Consider the following 25,907-nt stretch of genomic DNA (forward strand, 5'->3'; position numbering starts at 1 on the left):
GCTAAGGTTCTAAGTTTTTTTTAGCAAATAAAAAAGCCGAACTTACGTTCGGCTTCAAAGTTTTTTATGTTGTAATCTTTCGGGATAGAGTCTTAGCACCTTTTTCCTAATCCTGAATATATGTTTTATTTCCATTTTTGTTAATGTAGTATTTACCGCCTTTTGGTCCCGTATATACTTTTTTCCCGTTGTATTCCCCCGTAACTTTGTCCGCTACTTTTGGTGCTTTTTCAGAAGTTTCCTTTAGCGTTTTGGTAGTAGTTTTAGTTGTTGCCGTAGCGTCTTTTTTAGCGGTTTTAGCTGTTGCGTCAGCTTTGGCTGCTGTTTTCTTTACGTCAGCTTTTGTGCTTTCTGCTGCTGCAGTAGCTTTTTTTGAGGCTTTTGTAGCATCACTTTTTGCTTTGGCGGCTTCTTTATCAGCTGCTTTTTTGGTTGCTGCGGCAGTTTCTTTTTTTGCTGCTGCTGAAGCATCAGTTGCATCCTTGGCTGCTTTTTTCGATTTTGCGGCTTCTTTTTTCGCATCGGTTGCCGCTTTGTCTGCAGTTGCTTTTGTTTTTTTAGCAGTAGCTGCAGTTTTGCTTTTTGCATCTTTTACAGCTGTTTCCTGTGCATAGAAATTAGAGGATAAAACAACTATAAAGCAAAGTAATAATAATTTTTTCATAGGATTACAATTTTTAAATTTCAATTAAAATTAATCAATTTATTAATATGTTTTTCGTAAAGTGTTAAAAATAAGCATGAAGCTCAATGTTGTCAGTGCGAACAATGTATTGGCCAACGATAAGAATGTTTCTAAAAACTCAAAGTTCACAAAGCTAAGTCAATACAAATCTTGAAAGTTTACCTGCTTTTTATCTGATTGTAAAGAGCAAGAGATATAGAAAGTGCCAGAACAAGAGAGGTTCCCATTTTGATCATATTTCCCGTATGGTCCGGGTTGTAAAAAAAGTAAGCTAAATAAAGACAGCTCATAATGGCTATGCTGTATTTGAATATAAAAAATTTCATGTTGTCAATGAATAACTGATCCCTTAAGATCATTAGTTTTTGTGTTTTAATTATTTTATTTGTTCGCTTATTATAAGAAGAACTGCAATGATAATTACAGCTAAAAATACAGAGTTAGGATGGGCAAAATTAATAGTCCATCCCATTTGTTTTAATCGTTTTGGCGGAAACAATCTTTTGTCTTTAGGATTATAATAAAAAAATCCCCAAATCCAGTTGTTGGGATCATTATTCCATTCGTTCTGAGTTTCTTCGCTTGGATTATTGTTGTAGTTCATTTGTTTGCAGGTTTAAAAAAAGCTGGTAAAATGTATTAAAATGATCAGGAACGTTTTTTACCAAAGCGGTATCCTAATGCAATTATAATGATAAGTAGAGTTAGGAATATTGTCGAATTATTCATGTGTTTTCAGGAGTTTTGGTGATTTATCTTGTCAGATGTGGATGCTGTTTTTTTAGCATGTCTAAATTACTACATTGTCAGCGTTTGTTTTATGTGATTATCGGGTATTTTTAGTACGTAATTTACAGGTATTTTTTATTTGAAAATAATGACTTGTTTGTGAGTATATATTTATAAAACTGTCCTCTATTGGTTTGTAAGGAAAACTCCGTCTATTATGAATATTGTTGTAGCGAATAAAATCAAGACACTTCGAAAAGATAAAAAGATGTCACAGGAAGAAATGGCTGATTATCTTAGTATGTCACAATCCGCTTATGCGCGAATGGAGAATGGCGAAAGTCATACCTGGGCGATTCATATTCTAAAAATCTGTAAAATTTTTGCAATAGCTCCTGAAGAATTACTTCGGATAGAAACCAGTCAGAAAGCCGTTTCTTCTGAGGATACAAGTCTAGTATTATCTCATAAAGTGATAGAACAATATGAGGAACGTATCAAAGAATTGAAAAAAATGATTAAGGATCTGAAGCACAATAAAAAAACGCTGAAGTCATAATTTTTTTTAGCTTTGTCAGAATATAACAAACGTAATTTATGGATACCAGTAAGGAACTCTTATTCTTTTTTAGTGCTTTGGGAGTTTTCAACGGAATTATTTTGGGCGTGTATTTCTTTTTCTTTACCAGAAAAAAATACCTGACCAATTATTTTCTGGGCGCACTCTTATTTGCCCTAAGCATCAGAATTGGCAAATCGGTATTTGTATATTTTAGTCCCGCGTTGCCTAGATTATATTTACAAATTGGGCTAACCGCTTGTTTTTTTATTGGTCCCTGTTTGTATTATTTCCTGAAATCAGCTGTTGCCGAAATTAATGTAATGCCCAAATCCTGGAAAGGCACACTTTTATTCTGGGCAATATTGATTATTTCGGTCGGGATTATTTATCCGTATGAATATTATCCTTTGCTTTGGAACCAAATTTTCATAAGGATTATTTATTTTCAGTGGTTTGCTTATATTGTTTTCTCCGGTTTTGCGATCAGAGAAATATTGGCAAAAATCGTAAACAGAAAACACAAAACAACTCCGGCAGAAATGTGGTTTGGAATGCTTTTTCTGGGTAATTTCTTGTTGTTCCTTTTTTATTTTCTGGCCATCATGCATGCTCCGGCGGCAACCTATATAAGTGGCGCGGTTGTTTTTTCTTTTATTCTGTATTTGGTTATTTCGATTTTGTTGTACCGAAAAAGAACAGATGATTTGTTTTTATTGAATGGACCCAAAACTTCGGCTAAAAAAATAGACTCAGCCGAGGCCATAATTTTATCCGAAAAACTCGAAAAAGTAATGGTTGAAAAAGAATGGTATAAAAACTCCAATCTGACTTTACAGGATTTGTCTCAGGAACTCAATATCACAAGTCATCAGTTATCGCAGTTTCTAAATAACAATCTCAACAAGAATTTTACGAGTTTTGTGAATGAGTTCCGAATAAATGAAGCCTGCAAAATCATCACTTCAAATGATAAGCTAACGTTAGAATCTATTGGTTATGATGTGGGTTTTAATTCTAAATCCACCTTTTTTGCAGCCTTTAAAAAACATACCGGAACTACGCCCTTAAATTATCAGCTTCAGGCTTTACAGGCTTAGAACGAGTGTGAATTTATAAATTCGTACTCCTGATTTCAGTTACGATTACCTCATTTAGTGATTTACAATAGACTTTTGTCTTCAACAAAGTCAAATTTTAAATTGTCAAATCTATGAGATTCCCAGTTTCTGTTTTCATGTATATCTATTGTTTGTTTTTTTCTATTGAAGAAATAAAAGCACAATCCAAGCCAACAATTTCCGAGAAAAATACCAGTCAGAATAATGAGTTAAACGAAGTTGTTATTAAAAGACAAACTTCATTAGTAAAATATTCAGCAAACGGAACTATCGATGTTAATGTCGCCAATACGTTACTTTCGACAAGCAGTTCTGTCAATGAATTATTGGGCAGGGTTCCGAATGTTATTGTGGCCGAAGGACAAATAAGTGTTCTCGGAAAAGGGGAAGCGATTATTTACCTTAACGGAATCTTGATTAATTATGAACGTTTTGCCGCGATTCCGGTTTCTCAAATTTTAAAGATTGAAGTAATCTCAAATCCATCCTCAAAATATGATGCCGAAGGAAAAGCGGTGATCAATATTATTACCAAAAAAAATATTGAAAACGGTATGATGGGAACGGCTAGTCAGCAAATTACCGTTTCTGAGTTTGCCGGAACGAGTACGAATACACTTCTGGATTTTAATTATACAAAAGGCAATTTTTCGTTTATCACCAATTACGGATTGCAATTGGGTAAAGGCCGCGAATTATTATACACAACCAGAACGCGACCTAATCCGGAGGATTATATGCGATCTGAATTAACGACAGACTGGAAAAGACAATTTAATAATTATTCAAATTTTGGTTTTGGATTGCAATACACGTTCTCTGAAAAGAATTATATTTCGTTGGCCTATAGCGGGAATATTGAAGATTTAGGCGGAATTGTAGAAAGCCGAAATTCCATCAGTAATAATGTTGGAGATAGTTTTTATGCCACGGATGTTGCTAAAAATGATGTGTTGCTAAATCAGTTCATTAATCTAAATTATAATGCCATAACAGATAGTAAAGGTTCGTCGTTATTTATAGGAACGCAATACTCTAATTATAAAGGAATTGTAAAAGATTTTATTGATGAAAATAGTTTGGTCGACGAAGGAAATACTGAAAAGTATTTGAAGAATAATGTTGACAATACAATTGATATTATAAGCATTCAGGCAGATTATTCTAAAAAGATAAATGAAAATACAAAGCTCGAAACCGGAGCAAAATTTAGCAATGCGAAAGTACAATCAGGAACAGATTTCCTGATTTCTGATGTAGAAAATGGAGATTTTGAACCTGATGATCAACTTTCGAGTGATTTTAAATACGTTGAAAAAATCAGTGCCGTTTATTTTAATTATGGAAGTTCATTAGGAAAGAAGTTTAATTTTTCTTTTGGCGCCCGAGGCGAATGGACGAGTTATAATTTGTATACTACTGCAAACGGGATTCAGGAATTCAAAAAAAGTTATGGCAATTTTTTTCCTAATGTGTTACTAAATATGGATGTTTCAGATGATTTGAAAGCACATTTATCGTATGTTTCCAGAATAACAAGACCACGATATCAGGGTTTGAATCCGTTTGTTATTTATCAGGATCCGTTTACCACTATAGAAGGAAATCCTAATTTATTACCTGAAAAAGTTCATGCCTTTGAAATTGGTGCGATGTACAAAAAGTTCGATTTTAGAATAGGATATTCCTATAAAATCGATCCAATTTCCGGAGCTGCTTTGCGTGGCGATACGCCCAACAGTTATATTTTGAGATCATTAAATATAGAAAAAGAACATACTTTTTTTACTTCGCTTTCAAGATCATTTACAAACAAATGGTGGAATTCGACAAATACAATTAGTATGAATTTAAGTAAATCGATCGATAGTTTTTATGAATATGCTTCGGGTCCGGTCAAACCTCAAATCTATCTGTATTCGAATAATACATTTACGATTCCGAATCTTTTTAAAGTTCAATTGCTTGCCTGGTATCTTGGCGATAAAAGCTATGGATTAAGAAGTGAAAATAGCAGATCGACAGTTACTGTAGGAATCGAAAGAAACTTTTTTAAAGAGGCCCTAAAACTCAATTTTACCGCAAATGATATTTTTCATGACTTCATGGTTTCTGGTAATTATGACGTAGGACAAACTGAAATCTATTATCACAGAACGTATACAACCAATTATTTTAAATTGATTGCCACTTATAGTTTTGGAAACTCGAAGAAACAGGTTTTTAAGAAAACGGAGATTGAACAAAGCGAAAATAATAGGGCGAGGTAAATTTTTTAGTGCGTTAGATTGGCTTGCTTTGCAGTGCTTTTCTCTTTTTTAATTTGTGCTTTATAGCTTAAAAAGACGGCAATAGAAGTCAAAAAAGGTCCGATCGAATGTCTAAAATCTAAAAATGAAATGTCTTTCAGACTTTCTGTTTGAAAAATGTGATTTATGTCAGAACCAATAAATAATAGAATAAGAATTAAAAAAAGAAGTAAAAGGTTTTTTTGATTTGCCATATAGTTATAAAAAAATAGATTAAAATTATCTTTGTACACTCTCACACAAAATCATTAAAATCAGAATCATAATAACGCAAAGAAAAACAGAATTGGGATTAGCAAAGTTAATTGTCCATCCCATTTGCTTTATTCTTTTAGGAGGAAACGTTCTTTTGTCTTTTGGATTGTAATAGAAAATCCCCCAAACCCAATTATTAGGATCCTGACTCCAATTGTTTTTTTCTTCTTCAGATGGTTCGCTGTTGTAGTTCATATAAAGTTTAGATTTAAAAAAAAATACTTTTTTTACTAAATTGATATCCTAATGCAATTATGATTACAAGAAAGGACATCAAAAATCCTGATTTATTCATGGTTATGAGATTTGTTTATTGTTTTTCGGAAATTTCGCTCCCCATTGTATAAAGAGCCAGCTAATTACCGCAAGTATAAATGCGAGATACATCATAGGATCACTTTTATGTTCAATAATTTTTTCTGTAAAAGATTCATAGTCTTCAAAAAAAGTAATCCTAAACATAAATAGTATATAGACAGGGCCTAAAATGTAATTGATAAAAAAACGTGCTTTTTTAGTTTTGGATTTCATGCTTATTTTTTTATGGTGTCATTGTGTTTTAATTTTTTTTCGGTTTTATATATAATAATACCAAAACATAACAGCCAATACGCCAGTATTGATAAGTCAATTAGTGCAGTAGTGCCGTATATGGCGTATAATAAAATTTGAAGTAGTAATAAAGGGAACAGTAATATTAAAGGACAAAAGATACAAAGTAAGTATAAGGATTACAGCAAAGAAAACAGAGTTAGGATTACCGAAATTAATTGTAAGGCCTAATTGCTTTATTCTCTTAGGGCAAAGTAATCTGTTATCTTTTGGATTATAGTAAAAAAGACCCCAAACCCAATTGTTAGGATCGTTGTGCCAATCATTTTTTTCTTCTTCGGATGGTTCGATGTTATATTCCATAGTTTAAAGATGGGGCATTTTGATTTTCTTTCGTTTACTTTTTTTTATTTAGATACCGGTATCCCAGAGCAATTATTATAACAACTAGTGATGGAAATAGAGCTGGATAATTCATTTTCTTATTTGATTAAGAATAATTAATAAAGATCAAATCTATCTATAATTTTAAATAAGTCTTGTTCGGAAATCGGTTATTTTAAATCTGTATTCGGGATATTGCAAAATATTTCTTACGTTTACTTTCGTAAAAATGTTAATTATGAACACAATTATAGGAAATAAGCTTAAAGAATTGCGACGGTCTAAGAATCTGTCACAAGAGCAAGTGGCAGATTTTTTGCATATATCATTATCTGCGTACTCAAGAATGGAAAGAGGAGAAAGCACTTCCTGGGCAAGTCATTTTAATAAAATTTGTGAGGTTTTTGAAATAGCACCGGAAGACTTGGTGCGGAAAGAATCGAAATTTTCGTTAAATGGAAATTTAATAAAAGAACCTTTTGAGGAAATTAAAACGCTTAGCGGTTACAAAAAAATAATAAAAGAATACGAATTGAAGATTGAAGATCTAAAAATTATAATAAGTAATAATAATAAGAAGAAGAAATAATAAAGGCTTCACTTATTGGTGAGGTCTTTGACTGTCTAATATTTCTGTTTTCTGAGCTTTAAAAATTTAGATAAAAACTGTTATCAATAGTATTTTAAATATATAAGTTTATGATGTAATAGATTCACATTGTAAAATGTTGTCGAGGGGATTAGTTTAGAAAAGTATAGTAATGATGCTATTGTTTATATTTAGCATATTTTATGAAGATCAGAATTATGGCAAATAATAATGAAAGGATAATTATGTTGTTGGAGTTTGCATAATTAGCGTGCCACCCAAGTTCTTTCATTTTCTTAGGAAAGTATTGCCTTTTGTCTTTCGGATTGTAATAAAACATTCCCCAGATCCAATTTTCAGGATCATTTTCCCATTCATTTTTGATTTCTTCGCTTGGCTCATTGTTATCTCTCATGATTTGGGAACTTTAAATTTTTAGAAAAACATAAGTAAATTTAGTAAATTATTTTTAGGTTTTTTAATAATGATCTATTTGTAAAGCAGTGTAAGTGGTTTAAGAAACAAAAAAGGCTTCACCAATAAGTGAAGCCTTTCGTATAATTGAATTAAATAATTAACTTAATAAAGAAGATTTAATTAATCTCTTTAGTAACGATTTGCATTGTCTCGCGGCTTACTTGTTTAAGTAAAACCACTTTATTGTCTTCTACAGTTTCTGCCGCCTGTTCTGTAAAGTGACGAATCGTATATAAGGTTACATTTTCATTAAAATCGACTTTGAATTTTTTAGAAAGTATCGCATTTAGTTCTGTAAAATTTTCGAATTTATCCTCTACACAAACAGAGAAACTAATAGCAGAATTCTGAATCAGATTTACTTTTATCTTAAATTCGTGAAACAAAGCAAAAATCTCACTGATGTTTTCTTCCATTATAAAAGAGAAATCAATTGATGAAAGCGAAATCAAAAGCTGGTTTCTTTTTACAATGAAACATGGATATTGTGGTTCTAAATCAACACCTTTAGAAACACAAGTTCCTTTTAGTAACGGGTTGATAAACGATTTTACGTATAACGGAATTTCCTTTTTCTGTAAAGGCTGTAATGTTTTAGGGTGAATAACCGTTGCACCGTAAAACGCCAATTCGATCGCTTCACGATACGAAATCTGGTTTAATAAACTCGCATTTTCAAAATAACGAGGGTCAGCATTCATAACTCCCGGAACGTCTTTCCAGATCGTTACACTCTCCGCATTCAGGCAATAAGCAAAAATTCCTGCAGTATAATCAGAACCCTCACGGCCCAAAGTAGTAGTAAAGTTATTTTCGTCAGCACCTAAAAATCCTTGTGTGATGTTTAAGATTTTGCGTTTTACATTTTTACTGATCAATTGTTGGGTGGTTTCCCAGTCTACTTCGGCGTCTCTGTAATTCGCATTCGTTTTAATAAAATTACGAACATCAAGCCACTGTGTCTGAATTCCTCTGAAATTCATATAATGACTTAAGATTGTAGTCGAAATCAACTCTCCAAAGCTCACAATCTGATCGTAAACAAAATTGTAATTAGGAGATTTATTGTGTGCAAGGAAATATTCTAATTCAGAAAATAGCGCTTTTACAGCAGTAAAAACTTCATGTTTTTCATCCTCAAATAAATCCAATAAGATTTGATTGTGGTATTTTTTTATTTCCTGTACAGAGGAGTTCAACTCTGCTGATTTATCAAAATAATTCTTGATGACAACCTCAAGGGCATTTGTGGTTTTTCCCATTGCCGAAACAACCAAAATCACATCTTCATAACCTACTTTTTGCAAAACGTCATATACGTTTTTAATTCCATCAGCATCTTTAACTGATGCGCCACCAAATTTAAATACTCTCATTTTTAATTTTAGATTTTTAATTTTAGACTTCAGATTAATGAAATCTACTATTCTTTATGATTTTTTTGCCACAGATTAAAATGATTTCAAAGATTTTTTGCCAATAGTTGGCATAAATAAATTTGTGTACATTCGTGAAATTCGTGGCGAACTTACCCCAGATTTTAAAATCATTTTAATCCTATAATCTGTGGCAAAATATTTTTATAATTTTTCTAAGAACGAATTAATTCCGTTTTCATCCATTTGAACCACTTGCCAGTCTTCAAGAATTTTAGCTCCTGAATTTTCATAGAACTTCACAGCGGGAGTATTCCAGGCCAGAACATTCCAGTCTATTCTTCGCACGTTATCTCGCTTTCCTTGTTTCATTATTTCAGAATAAAGTGCAGATCCTAAACCTGTCCCGCGCATTTTTTCTTTAACAACCAAATCCTCAAGATGTATTGTTTTTCCTTTCCAGGTAGAATATCTGTAATAGTACAATGCGATTCCAACAATTTCTTTATTACTTAATTCATCTTCAATCTCTGCAACAAATACATGAAATAACGGTTTTTCGCCAAAGCCATCACGTACTAAATCGTCAACAGTTATAACAACAGCTTCAGGTTCATTTTCGAATATTGCCAACTCCTGTATTAATCCCAAAACCGATTTCATGTCTTCAGGATTTCCTTTTCTAATATTCATATTATGTCATTTTATTTTATTCCGGAATATAGTGTTGCCTTTTTTTAGCTCAAAAATTCTTTGTACGAATTTCTTGTAAGGGCAATTCATATATTCTTATTATTAAGCGTTTATTCGCTAAAAATCTATTTTTTTATTCGGTACTTACTGTCTTTAATTAGCAAATATACAATAGTGTCAAACTAACAAAATAATTTTTGAATCATTCTCACAAAAAAAGCGATATTTGTGACTTATAATCAAAAACTACAACGATATAGCAATGGAAGAACGCAATAAAACACTAGGAGAGTTTATTATTGAGAACCAAAAAGCATTTCAGTATTCGTCGGGAGAGCTTTCCCGAATTATCAACTCTATACGTTTGGCGGCAAAAGTCGTAAACTATAAAGTCAACAAAGCCGGATTGGTGGATATTATTGGCGCCGTAGGCGAACAAAATATCCAGGGAGAAGACCAGCAAAAATTAGATGTGTATGCAAACGAAGTATTTATCCAGACGTTAATAAACCGTGAGATTGTCTGTGGTATTGCTTCAGAAGAGAACGACGAATTTATTACTGTCAAGGGGAGCGACAACAGTAATAATAATAAGTACGTGATCTTGATGGATCCGCTTGACGGATCCTCAAACATTGATGTAAATGTTTCTCTTGGGACTATTTTTTCTGTTTTCAGAAGAATTACACCAATAGGAACCCCGGTAACAAGCGAGGATTTTTTACAACCGGGAATCAATCAAGTTGCAGCAGGTTATGTAATTTATGGAACTTCGACCATGTTGGTGTATACTACAGGTCATGGCGTAAATGGTTTTACACTGAATCCGGCGATCGGAACATTTTATTTGTCACATCCTAATATGAAATTTCCGGAAAACGGAAATATCTATTCGGTAAACGAGGGAAATTATGTTCATTTTCCGCAAGGTGTAAAAAATTACATTAAATATTGCCAGAGAGAAGAAGAAGACAGACCTTATACGTCAAGGTATATTGGAAGTCTCGTATCTGATTTTCATAGAAATATGATCAAAGGCGGAATTTATTTGTATCCAACAAGCTCAAAAGCACCAAAAGGAAAGTTGCGTTTGTTGTATGAATGCAACCCAATGGCGTTTATTGCAGAACAGGCAGGAGGAAAAGCAACAGATGGTTTTGGAAGAATTATGGAAATCCAGCCAACTGAATTACACGAAAGAGTTCCTTTTTTCTGCGGCAGTTATAATATGGTAGAAAAAGCGGAGCAGTTTATGGCGGAAGCTTTATAGTATTCAGTGACAGTCTCAGATTGAACTATAAGTAGAAAACCCGACAGATTTTTGAAATTTCAAATCTGTCGGGTTTATTTATTTTAGCTAAACTGTTTACTGTGACTGAAAACTGCCACTGAAAACGGAATACTTTCTTACTTGTTCATGTTTTCCATTTCGAAAAGGAAAGTATCCAAATCTACTTTTTTATCTACTAAAGACAATGCTTTTGATACAATGTAATTTACGTTTCCAGGAGTAAAACCTAATGCCAATCCCATACGGGTTAACATTACTTCCTGCTGATCTCCTAAATGATGGTCTACGTGCACCATTCTCGCTAAATCAAACAAACGCTCTAAACGCTGTGTATATAAATAAGGAGGATTTATTGCATGTTTCCAAGGATCTGTAAGGATTTCATTGTATTCGTCTTCCGAAATTTCTAATCTGGAAGCTAATTTATTTAAGAAGTCTTTTTCTTCTAAACTTACTTTGCCGTCAGCAAAAGCTACACGAACAATGGCAGAGAAATGACCTCTGTTTCTTTCTTTGAATTCGTTATCAAATAATTCTGAAAATGGCATAATTTGTTGATTTTTATATGGCAAAGATAATTTTTATTTTAAATTATTAATTTTAATTTTCTCATAAAATTTAACTTATTTTTATTCCTTCATTTACGCTGTGTCCTCTTTAGTTTTTCAAAATAAATCGTAAGTTTACAGCCCCTAATCATTTTAATAGTAGTACCCGTATGTCAGAATTTTGGATTTATTTTCAAATAGGATTAAAGCACGTTTTAGATATTCATGCTTATGATCATGTTCTTTTTTTAATTGCGTTAACAACTCCTTATTTGTTTAAAGACTGGAAACGTATTTTGCTTTTAGTTACTGTTTTTACAATTGGCCATACTTTGGCTTTGTTACTTTCAGTTTTTGGAATCATAGCAATAAAAGTGAATACTGTTGAATTTTTAATTCCAATCACAATTTTAATAACCGCGGTCTTTAATCTTTTTACAGCAGGGAAAGCGTCAAAGAATGACGGATTGAATTTAGTGTTTTTTGTAACGTTGTTTTTTGGAATAATTCACGGACTTGGATTCTCCAATTATTTCAAGACGATTTTAGGAGGCTCACCTGGTTCAAAATTACTACCTTTAGGCGAATTTGCTTTGGGAATCGAAGCAGCTCAGTTAGTTGTAGTCTTTGTGGTTTTGATAGTATCCTATATTGTACAGACCGTATTTCGTTTTTCAAAACGCGATTGGGCACTCGTAATGTCGGCTTTTGTTATAGGAGTAGTAGTTCCTATGATTATCGAAAGCCCAATTTGGAACAGATAAAATAAATGGAAGAAAAAAAATTAAATAAATACGATAAGGCGTATTTGAGAATTGCCAGAGAATGGGGTTCGCTTTCGTATTGTAAACGAAAACAAGTAGGTGCGATTATCGTAAAAGACCGAATGATTATTTCTGATGGCTACAACGGAACGCCATCCGGTTTTGAAAATTGCTGCGAAGATGAAGAAGGTTTAACGCGATGGGATGTTTTGCATGCTGAAGCAAACGCGATCCTGAAAGTAGCCAGATCAACACAATCCTGCGAAGGAGCGACTTTGTATATTACACTTTCGCCCTGCAAAGAGTGCAGCAAATTAATACATCAGTCCGGAATAAAAAGAGTAGTGTATCAAAATGGATATCGTGATGATTCCGGAATTCAGTTTTTAATAAAAGCAGGTGTTGAAGTACAGCATATTCCTGTTTTAGAAGAGTGATGAAATTGAACTCAAAATATTTGCCAATCATTATCGGAGCGACTTTTGCTCTTGGTATTGTCATCGGAAGCCTTATGAATGCTCCCGTTGATGATCAGCTGTTGGCTAAAAATTACTCAAAAACCAAGCTGAATAAACTCATTGATTTTATCAATAACGAATATGTTGACAGTATCAATACAGATTCTATTGTAAACCTCACCGTAGACAATATCTTATCAAAATTAGATCCCCATTCTGTTTACATTCCGCCTACGGAACAAGCTGAAGTAGCTGAAAGCATGAAAGGTGATTTCGTTGGAATCGGAATCAATTTTTATATGTATAAGGATTCTGTTGCGATTATAAAACCTATTGAAAACGGACCTTCGGCGAAAGCCGGAATAAAATCAGGAGACCGAATTTTATTTGCCGGAAAAACAAAACTATACGGCAGAAGATTGCCTTCAGATAGTTTATTCTCCAAACTAAAAGGAATTAAAGGTTCTGAAATTGAATTGACTGTCTTTAGGAAATCAGAACAAAAGAAACTGAAGTTTAAAGTAAAACGAGATATTATCCCAATAAAAAGTGTCGATGCTTCTTTGTTGCTCGATAATAAAACGGGTTACATCAAAATCAATCGTTTTGCCGAAACTACTTTTAATGAATTCAAAACCGGTTTAACAAGGCTGAAACAAAAAGGAATTGAATCGCTAATTATAGACCTTCGCGATAATGGCGGCGGCTATATGGAAGAAGCTATTGCAATTGCCGATGAGTTCTTGAAAGACAAGCAATTGATTGTTTTTACCAAAAATAAAAACGGAACCACTGAAAAAACATATGCTACAAAAGCAGGAAGTTTTGAAACTGGAAAAGTCTATGTTTTGATCAATGAAAACAGCGCCTCGGCAAGTGAGATTCTGGCCGGAGCAATTCAGGATAGTGATCGCGGAACGATTGTAGGCCGACGTTCTTTTGGAAAAGGATTGGTACAGCGCGAAATGGATTTCAATGACGGCTCGGCTGTGAGATTAACCGTGGCAAGATATTATACGCCAACCGGAAGATCGATTCAAAAGCCATATAAAAAAGGCAATGAGGAATATTTTAAGGAATCAGAATCCCGTATCAAATCCGGTGAGCTTTATGCAAAAGACAGCATAAAAGTAGCAGATTCTTTGAAGTTTAAAACTCCAAAAGGAAAAATTGTATACGGAGGCGGCGGAATCGTTCCGGATGTGTTTGTGCCAATGGAAGCAGAACACGGAAATGAAAATGTAGCCTATCTGATGCAGACCGGAATCGTTGGGCATTTTGTCTTCGAAGAATTAGATAAAAACAGAGACGCTTTTAAAGATCTTCATTTTAATGAGTTTTTGGATAAAATGAAAAACTCAGATGTTTATTTTAAAAAGTTTAGAACCTATATTTTAATGACAGGTTTAGACCTGAAATTAGATAAAACCAAAGCTTTGGTGAATCGTTATATTACCGCAGAATTTGCGAGACAACTGTATGGTGAATTGTATTATTATGATGTGATCCTGAAAGAAGATGCGATGATTAAAGCAGTTTTGAGTCCAAAAAAGTAATCCTTAATTTTTGTCAGATGAAAATAGAAACTATTGTAAATGCTGAAATCGAACTTCTAACGGCTATTAAGAATGCGGATGTTCCAACTCTGGAAAAAATGCTGCACGATGATTTACTGTTTAATTTACCGGACGGACAAACCATCACAAAAGAGGTTGATTTAGAATCGTATCGTTCAGGCAAAATAAAAATCGAAACACTTGAAGCTGCAGATCAAATTATTAATGTAATTGAGGATACAGCAGTGGTGAGTGTGATTATTTTGTTAAAAGGAACATATGATAATAATCCTATCGCTAATTCATTTCGTTATATAAGAGTCTGGAGGCAATTCGGCGAAAGCCTGAAAGTAATTGCCGGAAGTTGCGTCACTCTACAGTGAAATAATAATAATTATTTAAAAGATAATGTAATAGATCTTATCTAAAAGGAACGAGATTTACATTTAAAATATATACATGAAAAATCTAAAAAGAATAAGTTTTCTGGTCGTACTAATGATATTTGTCATCTCTTGTGCTGGTATGAAAGATAAAAATACGATTTCAGGAAAAGTAGAATCTATAGAGAATGGAAAAGACGGTTACACGGCTAAAATTAATACCGCTAAAAATGAGGTTTATTTTGCCACTGTAAGTATTGTAAATGTGGGCGGACCACAAAACTACAAAAGATTTAAAGAAGGTGATGAAGTCTCAGTAAAAGGAGAAATCTGGAAAACAGATACAGAGAAGCATATCACAGTAAAGGAAATTGTTTCAGTAAAATAGAAATAAAGAGTTCAGCCATATAAGTTATATAAGTCCATTTAATCTATGCGCAAAGCATGTTTATATTAACTTATATAACTTATATGGTTGAATAATTTTATAGTGAATTTTTTATCGAATACTATCGTGAGCATGAGTTTGTACGCCGTTATTCCATAAAGTAAGAATATCTGTGGCAACAGCAGCACCACTTCCGGCAGCAATTGCCAGTTGGCTTCTCCATCCGGCTAAAGTTCCAATAACGTAAATACCATCGGTTACTTTATGATCGTTGTTTTTAAGCTGAATACGCTGTTTTTCGGGCAAGGCTTTTTTATGTGGTTCAATATAGTGCATCAGACCTTCGATGTCAAAAGTATTGGCTGAACCAATCCCTACAACGATATTTTTTGTTTGGTATGAGTTTTTGTTTGTAGTAACAGTAAATTCAGGATAAGAACCTTCAATTTTAATTACTTTCTCATTTGGAATCTGAGTAATATGCGGATAAGTCACGGCTAAATCCTGCGTGCTTTCTTCCAGTAAATCAGCACCTAATTTGCCTGGTGTTATTCCGTAAGCGTTGTAGAAAATTGCCTCCTGTAAAGAGGAACTTTTTTGGTGTGTAAAAATTCCGATTTTTTTATCGGTAACAAAAGCTTTGTTTTTAGCTGATCCTAAAACGAGAGCACAAGACATGCCAGAAACGCCTCCGCCAATTATTAAAACGTCAAACATATATTATCTGCCGTTTGTTTTTTCTTCGATTCTTTTAGAAATTCTAAAAATCAAAAGAATCAATACGGCGCAAAATGAAGCTGCAATTCCAATAAAAGCAACTACACTATCTCCCTGAAAAGGATTTTTGAAGTCTAGCAACGTAATATTAAAAACAATTAAAGCTAATGCCAGAAGCACTAAGATGGAAGTAAAGATTTTCATAATGGTTGTTTATTTGCCTAAAATAATAAAGTAAAACCTTTAGATGTTAAAAAATATCCTCAAGTCGTATTTTAGAAATTTTATGGGGTAAATTTATAAAAATAAATGTTAGACAAACAAACCTTTAACATTAGCGGCAAATAATTTAACAGCAATCGCTAAAAGTATCACTCCAAATGTCTTACGAACCACGCCAAGTCCGTTTTCTCCTAATAAAGTTTCTATTTTTTTAGAGGATTTCAAAACAATATAAACCAATATGATATTTAAGATTATGGCAATTATAATATTAATGGTGTGAAATTGAGATCGTAAGGAAAGTAAAGTCGTCATAGTTCCTGCTCCGGCAATTAACGGAAATGCTAAAGGAACGATAGAAGCAGATCCCGGTTCTTCGTCACGATAGATTCTGATGCCTAAAATCATTTCTAAAGCAAGGAAAAACAATACAAAAGAACCTGCAACGGCAAACGAGTGAACATCAATGCCTATCAGGCTCAGGAAGCCTTCTCCAACAAAAAGAAAAACAATCATTATAAGTCCCGCAACAATCGAAGCCTTCTCAGATTCGATATGTCCGACTTTTGCCCTTAAATTCACAATAATAGGAATCGACCCTACAATATCAATTACAGCAAAAAGAACCATTCCAACAGTAATTATCTCTTTAAAGTCGATTTCTAGCATATTACTTTGATTTTAAGCGTTTAAAATTTTTGCAAAGGTAGATAATAAAGGTAGGTATTTTTTTAACACATTGTATTTTTGTTATAAAAACACGCTTTAAGTGTTTAAAAAGTGATATTTGTAACAAAAGATAATTTAACCGCAAAGATTCGCAAAGATTTACGCAAAGTACGCAAAGGGTAAAAAAGTGATAAGCTTGTGAGATTTGTGTAAATCTTTGCGTGCCTTGTGGTTAAATATTTAGAGTGTTTTATCTGTTTTCTTTGTCTATCTTTGCACTTTATAAATTTTCAGTATTTTATTATCATGTTTCAATTAGGTAAAACCATTATTTCAGAGGATATTCTTGAAAAAGAATTTGTGTGCAACTTGTCAGCTTGTAAAGGAGCCTGCTGTGTTGATGGAGATGCGGGTGCGCCATTGAGCGAAGCGGAAACTAAAATCATGGAAGAAATTTATCCTAAAGTAAAGCCTTTTTTGCGAAAAGAAGGAATTGCTGCAATCGAAGCGCAGGGAACCTGGGTAAAAGGAACTGATGGTGATCTTGAAACACCGCTAATCGATGAAAAAGATTGTGCTTACGTTATTTTTGACGGTAAAACTGCTCTTTGCGGAATTGAGCAAGCATACAATCAGGGAATCATAGATTGGAAAAAACCAGTTTCCTGTCATTTATATCCAATCCGTGTAAAAGATTTTACAGAGTTTGCTGCGGTGAATTATGATAAGTGGGATATTTGCGACGATGCCTGTTCTTTAGGTAAAGAGTTAGAAGTTCCGGTTTATAAATTTGTCAAAGAAGCTTTGATTCGTCGCTTTGGCCAGGACTGGTATTTAGAGCTTGAAAAAGTAGCTGAAGAACTTAAAAAATCTTAAAATCCGTCTGCTTCAGTTATTACTTTATAAAGACATTTTTTAACTCAAAAAATAAAGTTGTAACTCAAAAAAAAACTTTTAAAAACAATTCGAAATTCCTTGCTTTTTAATACAAAAAGTCTATATTTTACGGGCTTCAAGGATGTTTGTTCGCTTTTAAACCATTCATTTACAATAAATTAATTATTGTCTGAAAAATATCGCAATTTTAGTGCGTTGTTAAAAACTACGTCGAATTGTGAATAAGTTTGGCTTTCATTTTTAGCGATAAATGACAATCTTTGTATTGTATTGAATTAGTGAAAATTCAGTAAGAAAATTAAACAAAAATTACCATGTCACAAGTCGAGCCAATATTACAAGAAAATAAAAATCGTTTCGTTATTTTTCCTATCAAACATCATGATATTTGGGAATGGTATAAGAAAATGGAGGCTAGTTTCTGGACTGCCGAAGAAATCGATTTGCACCAGGATTTGACGGACTGGAATAATAAATTAAGTGACGACGAAAGATATTTCATTAAACACATATTAGCATTCTTTGCGGCTTCTGACGGAATTGTAAATGAAAACTTAGCAGAGAACTTTGTCAACGAAGTGCAATATGCCGAAGCGAAATTTTTCTATGGTTTTCAGATCATGATGGAAAACATTCATAGCGAAACCTATTCTTTGTTAATCGACACTTACGTGAAAGACGAAGCAGAGAAAGCAGAATTGTTTAATGCATTAGAAGTTTTTCCTGCAATTAAGAAAAAAGCCGACTGGGCTTTAAAATGGATCGAATCAGATTCATTTGCTGAAAGACTAATTGCTTTTGCAGCAGTGGAGGGAATCTTTTTCTCAGGTGCCTTCTGTTCTATTTATTGGTTGAAAAAACGTGGATTAATGCCAGGTTTAACTTTTTCTAACGAATTGATTTCCCGTGACGAAGGTGTACACTGTGACTTTGCAGTACACTTACACAATCATCACCTGATCAATAAAGTGCCAAAAGAAAGAATTAAAGAAATTATTGTTGACGCTTTAGATATCGAAAGAGAATTTGTTACAGAATCTCTTCCGGTAAGTTTAATAGGTATGAATGCGGTATTAATGACGCAATATCTGGAATTTGTTGCAGATAGATTATTAGTAGAATTAGGTTGCGAGCGTGTGTATGGATCAGCGAATCCGTTTGACTTCATGGACATGATCTCTCTTCAGGGAAAAACCAATTTCTTTGAAAAACGTGTTGCCGAGTATCAAAAATCAGGTGTGATGAACACAGACAGCGATGCTCAGAAAATTTCATTTGATGCAGATTTCTAGACAACAGGAATATTTTAGCGTTACCTCGAAACGCTAAAAAGAATAAAATTTTATAACAGATCATTTTTCGGTTGAATCTCTATCCCAAATCGCAGATTCGATGACAATTTTTAATCCTTTTTCAGCCTGTTTTATGGGCTGGAACAGGTAACTATTGAGAATCCTACAATTCTCAAAAAATAATTTTAAAACACGCAATGTTTAAGATCTGGAACTCGTTATTCCAGTGTCTTTCATTTTTTCAATAACTAAAATAGTAAGCTTATGTATGTAGTAAAAAGAGATGGCCACAGAGAGCCCGTAATGTTTGATAAGATTACAGAAAGAATCAAAAAATTGTGTTACGGTTTAAACGAGCTTGTAGATCCTGTTAAGGTAGCCATGCGTGTTATCGAAGGATTGTATGATGGGGTTTCAACTTCTGAACTGGATAATCTTGCGGCAGAAACGGCGGCTTCTATGACAATTGCGCATCCGGATTATGCACAATTAGCAGCGCGTGTGGCAATTTCGAACCTACATTCAAATACAAAAAAATCGTTCTCAGAAACGATGAAAGATATGTACCTGTACGTAAATCCAAGAAACGGACAAGATGCTCCGTTGCTTTCGGATGAAGTATTCAATGTGATTCAGGAAAACTCAGAGTTCTTAGATTCGCATATCATTTACACAAGAGATTTCAATTACGATTACTTTGGTTTCAAAACCTTAGAGCGTTCTTATCTTCTTAAAATAAACGGGAAAATCGTCGAAAGACCACAACATATGTTGATGCGTGTTTCAGTTGGTATTCACCTTGATGATTTAAAATCAGTAATCGAAACTTACGATTTAATGTCTAAAAAGTTCTTTACGCACGCAACACCAACGTTGTTTAATGCAGGAACTCCAAAGCCTCAAATGTCTTCTTGTTTCCTTTTGGCCATGCAGGATGATAGTATCGATGGTATTTATGATACCTTAAAACAAACGGCTAAAATCTCGCAGTCAGCGGGAGGAATTGGTCTTTCTATTCATAACGTTCGTGCAACAGGATCTTATATTCGTGGTACAAACGGAACATCAAACGGAATCGTACCAATGTTGAGAGTTTTCAACGATACGGCTCGTTATGTAGATCAGGGTGGTGGAAAACGTAAAGGTAGTTTTGCGATTTATATCGAAACATGGCATGCAGATATCTTCGAGTTCTTAGATTTAAAGAAAAATACAGGAAAAGAGGAAATGCGTGCGAGAGATTTATTCTTCGCCATGTGGACTTCAGATTTATTCATGAGACGTGTTCAGGAAGATACAACATGGACTTTAATGTGTCCTAACGAATGTCCTGGATTGTACGATGTTTATGGAGAAGAATTCGAAGCAATGTACCTTGATTATGAATTTAGAGGAAAAGGTAGAAAAACCATTCGTGCACGTGAATTATGGGAGAAAATCCTTGAGTCACAAATCGAAACAGGAACGCCTTATATGTTGTATAAAGATGCCGCAAACCGTAAATCGAACCACAAGAATTTAGGAACAATTCGTTCTTCTAACTTGTGTACAGAGATTATGGAGTTTACTTCTAAAGATGAAATTGCGGTTTGTAACTTAGCGTCTATCTCATTACCAATGTTTATTGATAACGGAAAATTTGATCACGAAGCACTTTACAATGTTACAAAACGTGTAACCCGTAACCTGAATAAAGTAATCGACAGAAACTACTATCCGGTAAAAGAAGCTGAAAATTCCAATATGCGTCACCGTCCGGTAGGATTGGGAGTGCAAGGTTTGGCTGATGCTTTTATCATGTTGCGAATGCCGTTTACAAGTGATGAAGCAAAAGTATTAAATCAGGAAATTTTCGAAACATTATACTTCGCAGCCGTAACCGCTTCTATGGAAATGGCAAAAGAAGAAGGTCCGTATTCTACATTTGCAGGTTCTCCAATGTCACAAGGAGAATTCCAGTACAACATGTGGGGAATGAAAGATGAAGAATTATCAGGACGTTGGGACTGGGCTTCATTAAGAAAACAAGTGATGGAACATGGAGTTCGTAACTCATTATTGGTTGCGCCAATGCCAACAGCTTCGACTTCACAAATTCTTGGAAACAACGAAGCTTTCGAACCATATACATCAAACATTTACACACGTCGTGTATTGTCTGGAGAATTCATCGTGGTAAACAAACACTTACTTCACGATTTAGTAGACAGAGGTTTATGGAACGAAACTTTGAAACAAGAAATCATGCGTCATAACGGATCAGTTCAGAATATTGATGTGATTCCGCAAGACCTGAAAGAATTATACAAAACAGTTTGGGAAATGTCGATGAAAGACATTATCGATATGTCACGTCAGAGAGGTTATTTTATTGACCAATCGCAATCATTGAACTTGTTCATGCAGGATGCCAACTATTCTAAACTGACGTCAATGCACTTCTACGCTTGGCAATCAGGTTTAAAAACAGGAATGTATTACCTAAGAACAAAATCTGCGGTTGATGCCATTAAATTCACCCTAAACAACGATAAAAAAGAAGAAGAGGCACCGGCAACTTTAGTTCCGGAAACAGAAGCGATCAGCGTTGAGGATTATAAAGCGATGCTTTTAAAAGCGCAAGCTGCCGAGCCGGATGATTGTGAAATGTGTGGGTCTTAATTTTTTTTAGAAGAAAGAAGATAGAAGAAAGAGAATAGATTTATTCTTAATTTATAGAAAGCAGTTATCGTAAGGTAGCTGCTTTTTTTTAGGAGCTATTTCCCGCTTTTCGTTGCAATCTTTTGTGCCGAACGCCGGCACAAAAGGATTTCCACTTCAATCGGGGCTATTTAATTATCGGAACTTTGTGAATTACGTAAATTATATTGTAGGGATGGATTTTAATCCATTCTACGCAATCAAAGTCGACAATCTTAGTTACATTACAATATCCCCAAAAAATTCACGTTCTAATTAATACCAAAGATTTTTAAAACTTAGCACCTTAGCATCTAAGAACCTCAGGCCCTTTCTCAAATTAAACCTTTGAGAAAAAGTCAAGTCTTATTGCTAAACAAATTCCTGTGTTATGAAAAAAAGCAATCTTTGGTCGTTACGGTTGGGGTTTTCCGGAAAAGAATCCGATAAAATAGAGAAACTGGGATTAGAAAAATTTCTAAAACATTCCTATGATTCCAAGTTTGACACACAACTTCCTGCTTTTTTAAATGACGATCCCAAAACGCTTCTTGAGCTTAAAGAATTGCGGGAATCCATCAAAACCGCCGATTCAGAAGAAAAAAAGAAAATCCTCAAAAAAGAAGTATATTCTACTATTGAATTCAAAAAATGGTGGATTTCTAAAATGCGAAACGATGAATTTCCGTTACGCGAAAACATGGTTTGCTTCTGGCACAATCATTTTGTTTCTACTTCCCCAAAAGTAAAAGTTACCTACTGGACATATCAGCACAATATGATTTTACGCGAAAATGCCTTTGGGAACTTCAAAGAACTCACAAAGCAAATTGTAAAATCGAATGCAATGGTGAAGTACTTAGATAATGTCGATAATAAAAAAGGCAAATACAATGAAAATCTAAGCCGTGAATTATTAGAATTATTTACCATTGGAATTGGGAATTATTCTGAAAGTGATATCAAAAACGGCGCAAGAGCTTTGGCGGGACTAAATTACGGAGATGATGCGGCAATTTACAGAAGCCTTGCTCAGGATAACACCGATAAAACTTATTTTGGAAAGACCGGAAACTGGAATTCGGATGATCTCGTTGATATCATTTTTGAACAGAAAAATGCTCCGTATTTGATTACCAGAAAGATTCTGAAATGGTTTGTTTATGATAATCCATCAGACGAACAGGTAACTTATTACGGGGATTATTTAAGGAAAGTAAAGTTCGAAATTCAACCTTTACTCACTAAAATATTTACCGAAGAATACAAAAAAGAAACTTCCGGGACTAAAATAAAAGATCCGCTGGTTTATATTTTGCAACTTCTGGATGAATTAAACATTGAAGATCTTGACGAAACGATTGTGCTGTATTTTCTGAAACAACAAGGAATGGATTTGTACAATCAGATTAATGTAAAAGGTTGGGATGGAGGAAATTCCTGGCTGACTTCGCAGATTTATCTGCAGCGCAATAATACTTCAGATTTGCTTTGCAGTGGGAGAAGTATCACCAGAAAAGCATTGAATACAATGGCTTCTGAAACTGAAAAACCAAAATCAGGATTGGAGAAAATAGAAGTGAAAATTGATTTTGATTCTAATGGAAATAACAAAACCATTATCGCCGACTTATCGAACAGGTTATTATTCAAAGTAAATGATTCGATGCAAAAAGACATGGAAAACTTACTGAAATACGATTTTGACCCAAAAGAAGAACATGCCAATTTTGCCGTGATAAGACTCTTTAATTACATTACAAAACTACCCGAATATCAATTAATTTAGAAAGCTACAGCCATGAACAGAAGGAATTTTCTAACGCTTACAGGAACTTTTACAGGCGGAATGCTTGTGCTTCCTGATTTTTTACATGCTTTTGGTACACAGAATAATTTGGTAATCGGAGAGCAGTGTGTTGTATTTGTCCAGTTGAACGGAGGAAACGACGGATTGAATACTTTTATTCCGTATGATAATCCGCTGTATTATGATTTGCGGACTAAAATCGCGTTGAATAAAGATGCCGTTATTGGAAAAAATAAAGGAATGGCATTTCATCCGGCTTTAAAAGATTTTGCCCAAATGCAGCAAAACGGAGATTTAACCGTGATTCAGAATGTGGGATATCCCGAGCCTGTTCGTTCTCATTTTCGAAGCCAGGAAATTTGGCAAACTGCAACAGATTCTAATAAATATATAAACCAGGGCTGGTTAGGAAGATATTTAGATTTGCAATGCAACGGACATCAGGCAACGGCAGGAATAAATCTGGATTCGATTGATAATCTGGCACTAAAAGGAATGGAGCCGAATTCGATAACGGTAAAAGATCCGAATCGATTTAAGATAAAAGCCAATAAAGAAGAAGGTATAAAATTGTCCGATAATCCCCAATTAGATTTTGTTCGAAAAATTGCTAATTCCGTTACAGAAGGATCTGATGAAATTCAGAAAGCATTAGCGAAATCCAAATCCGAAATCAGTTATCCTAAAACGGATTTGTCTAAAAACCTGGAATGGATTGGCCGATTGATCAAAGGAAACCTGAATTCGAAAGTATACTACACTTCTCTTAGCGGATTTGATACCCATGACAATCAACTTGCTCTTCATGAGAAAAAACTAGCAGATCTAAATGATGCCTTATATAGTTTTTATCAGGATCTCAAACAAGCGCAATTACTTCAGAATGTTACCATAGTGGTTTTTTCTGAATTTGGAAGACGGGTAAAAGACAACGGAAGCGGAACTGATCACGGAACAGCAGCGCCCATGTTTATTATCGGAGGAAATAATAAAGGAACAATTTTAGGTAATAATCCTGATTTAGCGAATTTGGATAATGGCGATTTAAAATACGAAATTGATTTTAGAAGTGTGTATGCTTCTTTGTTACAGCAAAAAATGAATTTTGATTATGCTAAAATTGGGATTTCGAATAAACCGGTTTCTGGGTTATTTTGATTGAAAGATAGCCACGAATTCACGAATTTTTATTTTGAAAATCTGTGAAATTAGAATTAAATAGCCATAAAAATTTACGCCAATTCGTGAATCCGTGGCAAAAAATCTTAGAGCCTTAGCAACTCAGAACCTTAGTATCTTAGAAAAGTCCATTGTAAATATCTCATTTTAAGCTCGTATTTTTATATTATCATACAAAACCTGCTAAATTTGTTAAGAAATCCTTTTTTGTTTCATAAAATGCAATATTTTTTTTGGTGCACTGAAATTAATTTATACATTCGCAGAGAATTTATTGAAAAACACAAACGAAATGACTAATAACCGTTTTTATTTTAGCAACTCTTTTTATTTCTTCTTTAGTAGAAGTGAGGATTGTGCTATGGTTATTTGAGAAAATTAAAAAAGACAAATAAAACTAATATACAATCCTGATGAAAATCAGGATTTTTTTTTGAATATATGACAACTAAAATTGCAATACAAGGTATAAAAGGTTCTTTTCATCATCAGGTAGTGAAGGAGTATTACTCTGAAAATGTGGAAATTGATGAGTGTTTGTCTTTCGAAGAATTAGTTGATAGTCTTCTTTCCGGGAAATCTGATCAGGCAGTAATGGCGATAGAAAATTCGATTGCAGGGCCAATTATTCCGAATTATGCTTTGATTGACAAGAATAATTTACACATAATTGGAGAACATTATTTAAGCATTCACCAAAATTTAATGACTTTAAAAGGTCAAAAAATTGAAGATATAAAAGAAGTTCATTCGCACCCAATGGCATTATTACAATGCATGGATTTTTTGAAACAATATCCAAACATCAAATTGGTTGAAGATAAAGATACAGCAGAAACGGCAAGAAGAATTCAGGAAAAACAATTAACCGGAATTGCGGCAATAGGAAGCAAAGTAGCTTCGGAAATGTATGATTTGGAAATCATCGCGCCGGAAATTCAAACGATCAAAAACAATATGACTCGTTTTGTGATTATCAAAAAACAAAATTCATTTTTGTCTGAAAACGAAATCAACAGAGCGTCAATCAAATTTGAATTGGACCACAAAAGAGGAAGTTTAGCGGCAGTTTTGAATGTAATGAGCGATTGCAAACTGAATTTGACAAAGATTCAGTCATTACCAAAAATTGAAACTCCCTGGAAATATTCGTTTTTCGTAGATGTAACATTTGAGAAATACGAAGATTTTGCAAAAGCCAAATCGTTATTAAACATAATGGCAGAATATTTAAAGGTGTTGGGAGAATATAAAAATACGAAACCCTTTATAGGTTAGAAGTTATTTGTAAAAAGTTAGAAGTTAAAAATAGAGTATAAAGCTTA

The 25,907-nt window shown here is 33.8% G+C and carries 26 protein-coding genes; 16 read left to right on the top strand and 10 right to left on the bottom strand.

The window, feature by feature from the left end; translation table 11 throughout:
- Positions 1-106: 106 nt before the first annotated feature.
- Together B0A67_RS09710 and B0A67_RS09715 are read right to left on the bottom strand one after the other, a co-directional pair.
- Positions 107-664: a hypothetical protein gene (locus B0A67_RS09710; protein ID WP_072964340.1), complete on the bottom strand. Its 558-nt coding sequence runs from the start codon at positions 662-664 to the stop codon at positions 107-109.
- Between the two features lie 397 nt (positions 665-1,061).
- Positions 1,062-1,289, bottom strand: coding sequence for a DUF5808 domain-containing protein (locus tag B0A67_RS09715; protein WP_072964341.1), 228 nt, complete (start codon positions 1,287-1,289; stop codon positions 1,062-1,064).
- 342 nt (positions 1,290-1,631) lie between these two features.
- On the opposite strand from B0A67_RS09715, the gene B0A67_RS09720 reads away from it, so the two are divergent.
- From B0A67_RS09720 to B0A67_RS09730, 3 genes are all read left to right on the top strand, one after another.
- Positions 1,632-1,973, top strand: coding sequence for a helix-turn-helix transcriptional regulator (locus B0A67_RS09720; RefSeq protein WP_072964342.1), 342 nt, complete (start codon positions 1,632-1,634; stop codon positions 1,971-1,973).
- Between the two features lie 38 nt (positions 1,974-2,011).
- The gene (locus B0A67_RS09725; protein WP_072964343.1) at positions 2,012-3,073 is read left to right on the top strand and encodes a helix-turn-helix domain-containing protein; all 1,062 of its coding nucleotides are present in this window, start codon (positions 2,012-2,014) and stop codon (positions 3,071-3,073) included.
- A 113-nt stretch (positions 3,074-3,186) separates the two neighbouring features.
- A complete protein-coding gene (locus tag B0A67_RS09730) occupies positions 3,187-5,364 on the top strand; it encodes an outer membrane beta-barrel family protein (protein WP_072964344.1) in 2,178 nt (725 codons plus the stop codon).
- Between the two features lie 258 nt (positions 5,365-5,622).
- Here B0A67_RS09730 and B0A67_RS09740 read toward each other — a convergent pair whose 3' ends face one another.
- Positions 5,623-5,853: a DUF5808 domain-containing protein gene (locus B0A67_RS09740; protein ID WP_072964346.1), complete on the bottom strand. Its 231-nt coding sequence runs from the start codon at positions 5,851-5,853 to the stop codon at positions 5,623-5,625.
- Positions 5,854-6,832: 979 nt separating this feature from the next.
- Between B0A67_RS09740 and B0A67_RS09755 the strand changes: the two genes are divergently transcribed.
- Entirely contained in the window at positions 6,833-7,183 is a 351-nt protein-coding gene (locus B0A67_RS09755; protein ID WP_072964403.1) for a helix-turn-helix domain-containing protein, read from the top strand.
- A gap of 178 nt (positions 7,184-7,361) precedes the next feature.
- Here the strand turns inward: B0A67_RS09755 and B0A67_RS09760 are convergent, their stop codons facing one another.
- The 3 genes from B0A67_RS09760 to B0A67_RS09770 all read right to left on the bottom strand — a co-directional run bounded on the left by B0A67_RS09760 (position 7,362) and on the right by B0A67_RS09770 (position 9,729).
- Complete coding sequence (locus B0A67_RS09760) at positions 7,362-7,598, bottom strand: hypothetical protein (protein ID WP_072964349.1); 237 nt, start codon at positions 7,596-7,598, stop codon at positions 7,362-7,364.
- 178 nt (positions 7,599-7,776) lie between these two features.
- Positions 7,777-9,036 carry an aspartate kinase gene (locus B0A67_RS09765; RefSeq protein WP_072964350.1) on the bottom strand — a complete coding sequence of 420 codons (1,260 nt, stop codon included), beginning with the start codon at positions 9,034-9,036 and terminating at the stop codon, positions 7,777-7,779.
- Between the two features lie 204 nt (positions 9,037-9,240).
- The gene (locus B0A67_RS09770) at positions 9,241-9,729 is read right to left on the bottom strand and encodes a GNAT family N-acetyltransferase (RefSeq protein WP_072964351.1); all 489 of its coding nucleotides are present in this window, start codon (positions 9,727-9,729) and stop codon (positions 9,241-9,243) included.
- 262 nt (positions 9,730-9,991) lie between these two features.
- Between B0A67_RS09770 and fbp the strand changes: the two genes are divergently transcribed.
- Entirely contained in the window at positions 9,992-10,999 is a 1,008-nt protein-coding gene (gene fbp / locus B0A67_RS09775; protein ID WP_072964352.1) for a class 1 fructose-bisphosphatase, read from the top strand.
- 137 nt (positions 11,000-11,136) lie between these two features.
- On the opposite strand, the gene B0A67_RS09780 is transcribed toward fbp, so the two are convergent.
- On the bottom strand, positions 11,137-11,568 hold the full coding sequence (locus tag B0A67_RS09780) for a tellurite resistance TerB family protein (RefSeq protein WP_072964353.1): 432 nt from the start codon (positions 11,566-11,568) through the stop codon (positions 11,137-11,139).
- A gap of 170 nt (positions 11,569-11,738) precedes the next feature.
- Here B0A67_RS09780 and B0A67_RS09785 point away from each other — a divergent pair, with 170 nt between their 5' ends.
- From B0A67_RS09785 to B0A67_RS09805, 5 genes are all read left to right on the top strand, one after another.
- Complete coding sequence (locus tag B0A67_RS09785) at positions 11,739-12,332, top strand: HupE/UreJ family protein (RefSeq protein ID WP_072964354.1); 594 nt, start codon at positions 11,739-11,741, stop codon at positions 12,330-12,332.
- A 5-nt stretch (positions 12,333-12,337) separates the two neighbouring features.
- Positions 12,338-12,769 carry a deoxycytidylate deaminase gene (locus B0A67_RS09790; protein ID WP_072964355.1) on the top strand — a complete coding sequence of 144 codons (432 nt, stop codon included), beginning with the start codon at positions 12,338-12,340 and terminating at the stop codon, positions 12,767-12,769.
- On the top strand, positions 12,769-14,346 hold the full coding sequence (locus B0A67_RS09795; RefSeq protein ID WP_072964356.1) for a S41 family peptidase: 1,578 nt from the start codon (positions 12,769-12,771) through the stop codon (positions 14,344-14,346). The genes B0A67_RS09790 and B0A67_RS09795 overlap by 1 nt, the downstream gene beginning before the upstream one ends.
- A 17-nt stretch (positions 14,347-14,363) precedes the next feature.
- Positions 14,364-14,729 (top strand): nuclear transport factor 2 family protein, encoded by a 366-nt coding sequence (locus B0A67_RS09800; protein WP_072964357.1) that lies wholly within the window; start codon positions 14,364-14,366, stop codon positions 14,727-14,729.
- Positions 14,730-14,805: 76 nt separating this feature from the next.
- Positions 14,806-15,117, top strand: a complete 312-nt coding sequence (locus B0A67_RS09805; protein ID WP_072964358.1) for a hypothetical protein — start codon at positions 14,806-14,808, stop codon at positions 15,115-15,117.
- 111 nt (positions 15,118-15,228) lie between these two features.
- On the opposite strand, the gene B0A67_RS09810 is transcribed toward B0A67_RS09805, so the two are convergent.
- The 3 genes from B0A67_RS09810 to B0A67_RS09820 all read right to left on the bottom strand — a co-directional run bounded on the left by B0A67_RS09810 (position 15,229) and on the right by B0A67_RS09820 (position 16,725).
- Positions 15,229-15,834, bottom strand: coding sequence for an FAD-dependent oxidoreductase (locus B0A67_RS09810; RefSeq protein ID WP_072964359.1), 606 nt, complete (start codon positions 15,832-15,834; stop codon positions 15,229-15,231).
- A gap of 3 nt (positions 15,835-15,837) precedes the next feature.
- Complete coding sequence (locus tag B0A67_RS09815; RefSeq protein ID WP_017496183.1) at positions 15,838-16,038, bottom strand: hypothetical protein; 201 nt, start codon at positions 16,036-16,038, stop codon at positions 15,838-15,840.
- Positions 16,039-16,146: 108 nt separating this feature from the next.
- Positions 16,147-16,725 carry a MarC family protein gene (locus tag B0A67_RS09820; protein ID WP_072964360.1) on the bottom strand — a complete coding sequence of 193 codons (579 nt, stop codon included), beginning with the start codon at positions 16,723-16,725 and terminating at the stop codon, positions 16,147-16,149.
- A gap of 306 nt (positions 16,726-17,031) precedes the next feature.
- Between B0A67_RS09820 and B0A67_RS09825 the strand changes: the two genes are divergently transcribed.
- The 6 genes from B0A67_RS09825 (at position 17,032) to B0A67_RS09850 (ending at position 25,860) form a co-directional block, all read left to right on the top strand.
- Entirely contained in the window at positions 17,032-17,601 is a 570-nt protein-coding gene (locus B0A67_RS09825; protein ID WP_072964361.1) for a DUF3109 family protein, read from the top strand.
- 335 nt (positions 17,602-17,936) lie between these two features.
- Positions 17,937-18,914, top strand: a complete 978-nt coding sequence (locus tag B0A67_RS09830) for a ribonucleotide-diphosphate reductase subunit beta (protein WP_041518445.1) — start codon at positions 17,937-17,939, stop codon at positions 18,912-18,914.
- 264 nt (positions 18,915-19,178) lie between these two features.
- The gene (locus B0A67_RS09835; protein ID WP_072964362.1) at positions 19,179-21,575 is read left to right on the top strand and encodes a ribonucleoside-diphosphate reductase subunit alpha; all 2,397 of its coding nucleotides are present in this window, start codon (positions 19,179-19,181) and stop codon (positions 21,573-21,575) included.
- A 409-nt stretch (positions 21,576-21,984) separates the two neighbouring features.
- Positions 21,985-23,382: a DUF1800 domain-containing protein gene (locus B0A67_RS09840; RefSeq protein ID WP_072964363.1), complete on the top strand. Its 1,398-nt coding sequence runs from the start codon at positions 21,985-21,987 to the stop codon at positions 23,380-23,382.
- 12 nt (positions 23,383-23,394) lie between these two features.
- On the top strand, positions 23,395-24,561 hold the full coding sequence (locus B0A67_RS09845) for a DUF1501 domain-containing protein (RefSeq protein WP_072964364.1): 1,167 nt from the start codon (positions 23,395-23,397) through the stop codon (positions 24,559-24,561).
- A 462-nt stretch (positions 24,562-25,023) separates the two neighbouring features.
- Positions 25,024-25,860 (top strand): prephenate dehydratase, encoded by an 837-nt coding sequence (locus B0A67_RS09850; RefSeq protein WP_072964365.1) that lies wholly within the window; start codon positions 25,024-25,026, stop codon positions 25,858-25,860.
- Positions 25,861-25,907: the final 47 nt, after the last annotated feature.

It is taken from the genome of Flavobacterium aquidurense, assembly GCF_002217195.1.
Taxonomy (GTDB): domain Bacteria; phylum Bacteroidota; class Bacteroidia; order Flavobacteriales; family Flavobacteriaceae; genus Flavobacterium; species Flavobacterium frigidimaris.

What these genes read in the sequence shown, in the direction of transcription:
- B0A67_RS09710 (WP_072964340.1), bottom strand. Translation starts at nt 664, where the DNA reads ATGAAAAAATTATTATTACTTTGCTTTATAGTTGTTTTATCCTCTAAT.
- B0A67_RS09715 (WP_072964341.1), bottom strand. Translation starts at nt 1,289, where the DNA reads ATGAACTACAACAATAATCCAAGCGAAGAAACTCAGAACGAATGGAAT.
- B0A67_RS09720 (WP_072964342.1), top strand. Translation starts at nt 1,632, where the DNA reads ATGAATATTGTTGTAGCGAATAAAATCAAGACACTTCGAAAAGATAAA.
- B0A67_RS09725 (WP_072964343.1), top strand. Translation starts at nt 2,012, where the DNA reads ATGGATACCAGTAAGGAACTCTTATTCTTTTTTAGTGCTTTGGGAGTT.
- B0A67_RS09730 (WP_072964344.1), top strand. Translation starts at nt 3,187, where the DNA reads ATGAGATTCCCAGTTTCTGTTTTCATGTATATCTATTGTTTGTTTTTT.
- B0A67_RS09740 (WP_072964346.1), bottom strand. Translation starts at nt 5,853, where the DNA reads ATGAACTACAACAGCGAACCATCTGAAGAAGAAAAAAACAATTGGAGT.
- B0A67_RS09755 (WP_072964403.1), top strand. Translation starts at nt 6,833, where the DNA reads ATGAACACAATTATAGGAAATAAGCTTAAAGAATTGCGACGGTCTAAG.
- B0A67_RS09760 (WP_072964349.1), bottom strand. Translation starts at nt 7,598, where the DNA reads ATGAGAGATAACAATGAGCCAAGCGAAGAAATCAAAAATGAATGGGAA.
- B0A67_RS09765 (WP_072964350.1), bottom strand. Translation starts at nt 9,036, where the DNA reads ATGAGAGTATTTAAATTTGGTGGCGCATCAGTTAAAGATGCTGATGGA.
- B0A67_RS09770 (WP_072964351.1), bottom strand. Translation starts at nt 9,729, where the DNA reads ATGAATATTAGAAAAGGAAATCCTGAAGACATGAAATCGGTTTTGGGA.
- fbp (WP_072964352.1), top strand. Translation starts at nt 9,992, where the DNA reads ATGGAAGAACGCAATAAAACACTAGGAGAGTTTATTATTGAGAACCAA.
- B0A67_RS09780 (WP_072964353.1), bottom strand. Translation starts at nt 11,568, where the DNA reads ATGCCATTTTCAGAATTATTTGATAACGAATTCAAAGAAAGAAACAGA.
- B0A67_RS09785 (WP_072964354.1), top strand. Translation starts at nt 11,739, where the DNA reads ATGTCAGAATTTTGGATTTATTTTCAAATAGGATTAAAGCACGTTTTA.
- B0A67_RS09790 (WP_072964355.1), top strand. Translation starts at nt 12,338, where the DNA reads ATGGAAGAAAAAAAATTAAATAAATACGATAAGGCGTATTTGAGAATT.
- B0A67_RS09795 (WP_072964356.1), top strand. Translation starts at nt 12,769, where the DNA reads ATGAAATTGAACTCAAAATATTTGCCAATCATTATCGGAGCGACTTTT.
- B0A67_RS09800 (WP_072964357.1), top strand. Translation starts at nt 14,364, where the DNA reads ATGAAAATAGAAACTATTGTAAATGCTGAAATCGAACTTCTAACGGCT.
- B0A67_RS09805 (WP_072964358.1), top strand. Translation starts at nt 14,806, where the DNA reads ATGAAAAATCTAAAAAGAATAAGTTTTCTGGTCGTACTAATGATATTT.
- B0A67_RS09810 (WP_072964359.1), bottom strand. Translation starts at nt 15,834, where the DNA reads ATGTTTGACGTTTTAATAATTGGCGGAGGCGTTTCTGGCATGTCTTGT.
- B0A67_RS09815 (WP_017496183.1), bottom strand. Translation starts at nt 16,038, where the DNA reads ATGAAAATCTTTACTTCCATCTTAGTGCTTCTGGCATTAGCTTTAATT.
- B0A67_RS09820 (WP_072964360.1), bottom strand. Translation starts at nt 16,725, where the DNA reads ATGCTAGAAATCGACTTTAAAGAGATAATTACTGTTGGAATGGTTCTT.
- B0A67_RS09825 (WP_072964361.1), top strand. Translation starts at nt 17,032, where the DNA reads ATGTTTCAATTAGGTAAAACCATTATTTCAGAGGATATTCTTGAAAAA.
- B0A67_RS09830 (WP_041518445.1), top strand. Translation starts at nt 17,937, where the DNA reads ATGTCACAAGTCGAGCCAATATTACAAGAAAATAAAAATCGTTTCGTT.
- B0A67_RS09835 (WP_072964362.1), top strand. Translation starts at nt 19,179, where the DNA reads ATGTATGTAGTAAAAAGAGATGGCCACAGAGAGCCCGTAATGTTTGAT.
- B0A67_RS09840 (WP_072964363.1), top strand. Translation starts at nt 21,985, where the DNA reads ATGAAAAAAAGCAATCTTTGGTCGTTACGGTTGGGGTTTTCCGGAAAA.
- B0A67_RS09845 (WP_072964364.1), top strand. Translation starts at nt 23,395, where the DNA reads ATGAACAGAAGGAATTTTCTAACGCTTACAGGAACTTTTACAGGCGGA.
- B0A67_RS09850 (WP_072964365.1), top strand. Translation starts at nt 25,024, where the DNA reads ATGACAACTAAAATTGCAATACAAGGTATAAAAGGTTCTTTTCATCAT.